The organism is Agromyces sp. P1_H4, from assembly GCF_056405255.1.
Genome location: NZ_JBFUCL010000213.1, coordinates 1 through 6,614, shown reverse-complemented (window position 1 = coordinate 6,614; position 6,614 = coordinate 1). Strand labels below are relative to the sequence as shown.

Here is a 6,614-nt window from a genome sequence, read left to right as displayed (position 1 = left end):
GTCTCGGGCGACGGCGGCGCGATGTACTCGATCGCCGAGCTCGCGACCGCCCGCCAGCACGACGCCGACGTGACCTGGCTCATCGTCGACGACGGCGGCTACGGCATCCTCCGCGAGTACATGACGGAGCAGTTCGGCCAGGCCACGGCCACCGAGCTCGCCCGCCCCGACTTCGCCGCGCTCGCCAGGGCGTTCGGCGTGACCGCCCATGAGGCGACCCTCGAGACCGTGGGCGAGACCATCGCCCGCACCTTCCGCGAGCCCGGCCCCGCTGTCGTGGTCGTGCCCGCCGTGTTGCGCATGTTCGCGCCGACACACCTGCAGTAACCCGACGCACCACCCGACCCTCGACCGAGACCTGACGCAAAGGATCCAACGATGGATATCGCGATCATCATCATCTACCTCGCCGCCATGCTGCTGTTCGGCTGGTGGGGCAAGTCCCGCACCAAGAACTCGAGCGACTTCCTCGTCGCCGGCCGGCGCCTCGGCCCGACGCTCTACACGGGCACCATGGCGGCCGTCGTGCTCGGCGGCGCCTCGACCGTCGGCGGCGTCGGCCTCGGCTACAAGTTCGGCATCTCGGGCATGTGGCTCGTCGTCGCGATCGCCGTCGGCCTCTTCCTCCTCAGCATCCTGTTCGCGAGCCGCATCGCGAAGCTGAAGGTCTACACGGTCGCCCAGATGCTGAAGCTCCGCTACGGCGTGAACGCCACGAGCGCCTCGGGCTTCGTCATGATGGCCTACACGCTGATGCTCTCGGTGACCTCGACGATCGCCTACGCGACGATCTTCAACGTGCTGTTCGACACCGACCGCACGCTCTCGGTGATCATCGGCGGCGTGATCGTCATGCTCTACTCGTCGATCGGCGGCATGTGGTCGATCACCCTGACCGACATGGTGCAGTTCGTCCTGAAGACCATCGGCGTCTTCTTCCTGCTGCTCCCCTTCGCCTGGATCCACGCGGGCGGCTACGAGGGCATCGTCGACCGGCTCGGCGAGGCGGCGTTCGACTTCACGGCGATCGGCGTCGACACGATCATCACGTTCTTCGTCATCTACACGTTCGGCATGCTCATCGGCCAGGACATCTGGCAGCGCGTCTTCACGGCGCGCTCGCCGAAGGTCGCGAAGTGGGGCGGCACCGCGGCATCCGTCTACTGCCTGCTGTACGGCGTGGCCGGCGCGCTCATCGGCACCGCCGCCGCCTCGTTCATGCCGGGCATCGAGGCGAAGGACGACGTGTACGCCGCCGTCACCCAGCAGATCCTGCCGATCGGGCTCAGCGGCATCGTGCTCGCGGCCGCCGTCGCCGCGATGATGTCGACCGCCTCGGGCGCGCTCATCGCCACGGCCACGGTCGCCCGCGCCGACGTCATGCCCATCGTGAAGCGCCTCTTCGGTCGCAGCGCAGCGGATGCCGCGGCGAACTCCAACCCCGAGCACGACATCCGCTCGAACCGCCTCTATGTCGTGGTGCTCGGGATCGCGGTCATCGTCATCGCCGCCATGCTCAACGACGTGGTCGCCGCACTGACGGTCGCCTACGACATCCTCGTCGGCGGTCTCCTCGTCGCCATCCTCGGCGGCTTCGTCTGGAAGCGTGCGACCGGGGCCGGCGCCCTCTGGTCGATGGGGGTCGGCACGGTCGTGACGCTCGGCACGATGTTCGTCGTGCCCGGCGGCGTGATGGCGAACGAGCCGATCTACTTCGGCCTCGCCGCGAGCCTCGCGGCGTACATCATCGCCAGCCTGCTGACCCCGCGCACGCCGGCGTCGGTGCTGCAGATCTGGAACGACCGGCTCGCCGGCCGCGCCGAGGCCGAGGCGGATGCCGCCGAGCCCGACGCCGCGGTCCCGGCAGCAAGCCCCGGCGAGCCCATCGCCGCGACGCGGCCCGCCGCCGAGTAGGCCGGCGGCCGCACCGAGACTGGAACGGCGGATGCCTCGTGGGGGCGAGGCATCCGCCGTTCCGCCTGTCCGAGCGCATGTCTCAGCGCGCGCTGCAGTGCGTGTTCTCCGTCAGTGCTTGTTGCCCGTGAGGGCCAGCACCCCGCCGAGGCCGATCATCATCACGCCGCCGGTCGCGGCGAGGTGCGCTGCACGCTTCGGCGATCGCGCGAACCAGTCGCGCGCCGCGCTCGCCGCGAGCGCCCAGACCGAGTCGCAGAGCAGCGCGAGCACGATGAACACGACGCCGAGCTCGAAGAGCTGCAGCGGGATCGATCCGGCGGTGAAGTCGACGAACTGGGGCAGCACGGCGACGAAGAAGGCGATGGTCTTGGGGTTGGTGACGCCCACGACGAAGCCCTCGCCGAGCTGGCGCCAGTGCGAACGGGGGGCGACCTCGCCGTTGACGGCGGCCGCGGCATCCGCTCGGTGCCGGATCGCCTGGATGCCGAGGTAGACGAGGTACAGGGCGCCGGCGAACTTGATGATCGTGAAGAGCACCACCGACTGGGCGACGAGCGCGCCGACGCCGAGGGCGACCGCCGCCACCAGCGGGATCATGCCGATGGCGTTGCCGAGCACGCTGAGCAGGCCGCCGAGGCGGCCGAGCGCGAGCGACCGCCCGATCACGAACAGCACGCTCGGACCCGGGATCACGATCAGCACGATCGACGTGAGCACGAACGCCCACAGGTTCTCGAGGGGGACCACCCGTGCATGCTACTCCGCGGGTGCGGCTGCGCCTCGGGCGGGTCCTGCTGCGCGTCGGGCGGGAGCTACTCCTCCTCGGGCGGCGGCGAGATCGCGGCGCCGAGCCGGATGCGCGTGCCGAACGGATCGGCGATGAGCGAGGTGCGCTCGCCCCACGGCTGGTCGGTCGGTTCCTCCATCACGGATGCCCCGGCGTCGGCGAGCTGGGCCGTCACCCGGTCGACGTCGTCGACGTAGAACCAGAGCAGCACGTTGCCGGGCGGAGGCGGGTTCTCGGCCAGCCCGAGGCCGAGCGACGACGAGCCCACCGCCAGCGACGCGTAGACGACCTCGCCGCCTTCCGGCGGAACGGTGAAGGTGTACGTGACGACCCCGCCGAGCGCGTCGCGGTAGAACGCGAGCGCCGCGTCGACGTCGGGCACCTCGAGGATGGGGAACGCGGATTCGATCATGGGGCCTCCTCGACGCGAGGCTACGCCGCGGGTCGGGATGCCGCTACGGTGGCAGTCGTGAGCGACCAGATCTCGGTGACCGTCGTCGACGGGCTCGGCCATGTGACGCTCGATCGACCCCAGGCGCTCAACGCGTTGAGTTACTCGATGATCCGCGAGCTCACCGAGGTCTTCGAGTCGTGGCGGCACGACAGCGAGGTCGGCGTGGTCGTGATCGACGGGGCGGGGGAGCGCGGCTTCTCCGCCGGCGGCGACATCCGCGAACTCTACGGCTACGCCGTCGACGGCAACGCGGGGGAGGCGCGCGACTTCTTCCGCGCCGAGTACCGCCTCGACGCCATGATCGCGCGCTACCCCAAGCCGGTCGTGGCGATCATGGACGGCATCACCATGGGCGGCGGCATCGGCCTCGCCGGCCACGCGGCGATCCGCATCGTGACCGAGCGATCGCGCGTCGCCATGCCCGAGACGCGCATCGGCTTCACGCCCGACGTGGGCGGCTCGTGGCTGCTCGCCAAGGCGCCCGGCGAGCTCGGCGTGCACCTCGCCCTCAACTCCCGCACGATGGATGCCGCCGACGCGCTGCACGCCGGCTTCGCCGATTCGTTCGTGCCGTCCGAGCGCCTGCCGCACCTCATCCAGGCCCTCGCCGAGCGCGCCGACCCCGGCAGCCCGGCCGAGATCGTCATGCTGTTCGACGAGACGCCCGGCCCGTCCGCGCTCGCCCTCGCGCGCGACTGGGTCGACGCCTGCTACTCCGCGCCGACGGTGCAGGAGATCATCGCGCGGCTGCGGGCGTTCGCCGAGGGGCGCCAGACGGCGGCGAACCCCGCGGCATCCGCCTACGCAGCGGCGGCCGCCGACGAGCTCGAGACGCTCTCGCCGACGGCGCTCACCGTCACCCTCGAGGCGGTGCGTCGCGCACGCACGCTGCCGAGCCTCGAGGACGCCCTGGAGCAGGAGTTCCGCCTGGTGTCGTGGTTCATCGAGCAGCACGACCTGCGCGAGGGGATCCGCGCCCAGGTCATCGACAAGGACCGTTCGCCGAAGTGGAGCCCGGGCACGCTGGCCGGCGTCGATCCGCACCTCGCGGCCCGGGTCATCGAGGCGCGCGTGCACGAACCCGTCTGGCCCGATCGCCTCACGGCCTGACGCCCGCCGCGCGCCAGCGCCGCCGCCGCCCGAGGGGCGTCCCTCGCACGCCGCCCCCCGATCGGCAACCCCCGCCGCAGTTCGCGCGCCCCGGGCCATCCACAGGCCCCATTCGATACGGTGGGCACGTGAAGACCCACCACCTGCGCACCCACCGAAGCGACGAGAACCTGGTCCGCGAGGGTCAGCTCGCCTGGCAGCTGGCGGGGGTCGCGACCGACCCCGTCGAGCTCGACGACGACGTCGTCGACATGGTCGTCAATCGGGTGATCGACAACGCGGCCGTCGCAGCCGCCTCGCTCGCCCGCAAGCCGGTCGTCTCCGCGCGCAGCCAGGCGCTCGCGCATCCGGTCTCGATCGGCGGCGACGGCGCCACGGTCTTCGGCGCGGATGCCGCACGCCGCACGTCGCCCGAGTGGGCCGCGTGGGCCAACGGCGTGGCCGTGCGCGAGCTCGACTTCCACGACACCTTCCTCGCCGCGGAATACTCGCACCCGGGCGACAACATCCCGCCGATCGTGGCCGTGGCCCAGCACCTCGCCGCAGCCCGCGGCCTCACCGGCCGCGACATCGTGCGCGGCATCGCCACCGGCTACGAGATCCAGATCGACCTCGTGAAGGCCATCTCGCTGCACAAGCACAAGATCGACCACGTCGCGCACCTCGGCCCGTCGGCCGCCGCCGGCATCGGCACCCTGCTCGGGCTCGACCAGGAGACGATCTTCCAGGCCATCGGCCAGGCGCTGCACACCACCACCGCCACCCGGCAGTCCCGCAAGGGCGAGATCTCCACGTGGAAGGCGCACGCCCCCGCCTTCGCCGGCAAGATGGCCGTCGAGTCGGTCGACCGCGCCATGCGTGGCGAGACCAGCCCGGTGCCGATCTACGAGGGCGAAGACGGCGTGATCGCCTGGCTCCTCGACGGGCCGGATGCCTCCTACGAGGTCACCATCCCCGAAGACGGCGAGTCCAAGCGCGCCATCCTCGACTCCTACACGAAGGAGCACTCGGCCGAGTACCAGGCCCAGGCGTGGATCGACCTCGCCCGCAAGCTCCACGACGAGTACCCGCTGATCCTCGACGACCCCGACGGCATCGAGTCGATCACCCTGCACACCTCGCACCACACGCACTACGTGATCGGCTCGGGCGCGAACGACCCGCAGAAGTACGACCCCGACGCCTCCCGCGAGACGCTCGACCACTCGATCCCCTACATCTTCACGGTCGCGCTGCAGGACGGCACCTGGCACCACGCCGACTCGTACTCGCCCGAGCGCGCGCACCGCGACGACACCGTGGCGCTGTGGAAGAAGGTCTCCACGGTCGAGGACCCCGAGTGGACGCGCCGCTACCACTCCAACGACATCGCCGAGAAGGCGTTCGGTGGTCGCGTGGTCATCAAGCTGTCTGACGGAAACGAGATCGTCGACGAGATCGCGGTCGCCGACGCGCATCCGCTCGGAGCCCGGCCCTTCGCCCGCGAGCAGTACGTGCAGAAGTTCCGCACCCTCGCGGAGTGGGTGCTCGAGGAGGCCGAGATCGAGCGGTTCCTCGACCTCGCGCAGCACCTTCCCGAGCTCGGCCCCGACGAGCTCGGCGGCCTCACCATCACCGCGGCGCCGGGCGCGCTCGTCGGCGTCGACATCCCCACGGGGCTGTTCTAGCCATGGCGCGTGCCGACGGCGCGGGGCAGGTCGCGCTCATCACCGGCGCCTCGTCGGGCATCGGCGAGGCCACCGCGGTCGAGCTCGCCCGTCGGGGGTTCGTCGTGTACGGCGCTGCGCGCCGGGTCGACCGCATGGCGGCGCTCGCCGGCCGCGGCGTGCAGGTCATCGAGATGGACGTGACGGATGACGCGTCGATGACGTCGGGCGTCGAGCAGGTGCTGCGCGAGCAGGGCCGCATCGACGTGCTCGTGAACAACGCGGGCTACGGGTCGTACGGCGCCCTCGAGGACGTGCCGCTCGAGGAGGCGCGCCGCCAGTTCGAGGTCAACGTCTTCGGCCTCGCGCGCCTCACCCAGCTCGTGCTCCCGCACCTGCGCGCGCAGCGCAGCGGACGCATCGTGAACGTGTCGTCGATCGGCGGCAAGATGTACGAGCCGCTCGGCGCCTGGTACCACGCCACGAAGTTCGCGGTCGAGGGCCTCAGCGACTCCTTGCGCGTGGAGCTCGAACCCCACGGCGTGCACGTCATCGTCATCGAGCCCGGCGCGATCCGCACCGAGTGGGGCGGCATCTCCGCGGAGAGCGCGCTGACCCGCTCGGGCGACACCGCGTACTCCGCGCAGGCGCAGGCGCTCGCGAGGATCTACGGCGTGGCCGACCGCCCCGGCGTCGGGGC

General features: G+C 71.2%; 7 protein-coding genes. 5 read left to right on the top strand and 2 right to left on the bottom strand.

The window, feature by feature from the left end; all coding sequences use genetic code 11:
- Both AC1DY2_RS13000 and AC1DY2_RS12995 read left to right on the top strand, forming a co-directional pair.
- Nucleotides 1-327: thiamine pyrophosphate-dependent enzyme (locus tag AC1DY2_RS13000; RefSeq protein WP_476762810.1), on the top strand; the 327-nt coding region annotated here is incomplete at its 5' end.
- Between the two features lie 51 nt (nt 328-378).
- Nucleotides 379-1,914: a sodium:solute symporter family protein gene (locus AC1DY2_RS12995; RefSeq protein ID WP_476762809.1), complete on the top strand. Its 1,536-nt coding sequence runs from the start codon at nt 379-381 to the stop codon at nt 1,912-1,914.
- A 111-nt stretch (nt 1,915-2,025) separates the two neighbouring features.
- Here AC1DY2_RS12995 and AC1DY2_RS12990 read toward each other — a convergent pair whose 3' ends face one another.
- Nucleotides 2,026-2,664, bottom strand: coding sequence for a LysE family translocator (locus tag AC1DY2_RS12990; RefSeq protein ID WP_476762808.1), 639 nt, complete (start codon nt 2,662-2,664; stop codon nt 2,026-2,028).
- A gap of 65 nt (nt 2,665-2,729) precedes the next feature.
- Nucleotides 2,730-3,116, bottom strand: coding sequence for a VOC family protein (locus tag AC1DY2_RS12985; protein WP_476762807.1), 387 nt, complete (start codon nt 3,114-3,116; stop codon nt 2,730-2,732).
- A gap of 57 nt (nt 3,117-3,173) precedes the next feature.
- Here AC1DY2_RS12985 and AC1DY2_RS12980 point away from each other — a divergent pair, with 57 nt between their 5' ends.
- From AC1DY2_RS12980 to AC1DY2_RS12970, 3 genes are all read left to right on the top strand, one after another.
- On the top strand, nt 3,174-4,268 hold the full coding sequence (locus AC1DY2_RS12980; RefSeq protein WP_476762806.1) for an enoyl-CoA hydratase/isomerase family protein: 1,095 nt from the start codon (nt 3,174-3,176) through the stop codon (nt 4,266-4,268).
- Nucleotides 4,269-4,396: 128 nt separating this feature from the next.
- The gene (locus AC1DY2_RS12975) at nt 4,397-5,935 is read left to right on the top strand and encodes an MmgE/PrpD family protein (protein WP_476762805.1); all 1,539 of its coding nucleotides are present in this window, start codon (nt 4,397-4,399) and stop codon (nt 5,933-5,935) included.
- A 2-nt stretch (nt 5,936-5,937) separates the two neighbouring features.
- A partial coding sequence (locus tag AC1DY2_RS12970) for an oxidoreductase (protein WP_476762804.1) occupies nt 5,938-6,614 on the top strand: 677 nt, incomplete at its 3' end.

Excerpts from the sequence above, each read along its gene's own strand:
- AC1DY2_RS12995 (WP_476762809.1), top strand. The coding sequence starts at position 379 with ATGGATATCGCGATCATCATCATCTACCTCGCCGCCATGCTGCTGTTC.
- AC1DY2_RS12985 (WP_476762807.1), bottom strand. The coding sequence starts at position 3,116 with ATGATCGAATCCGCGTTCCCCATCCTCGAGGTGCCCGACGTCGACGCG.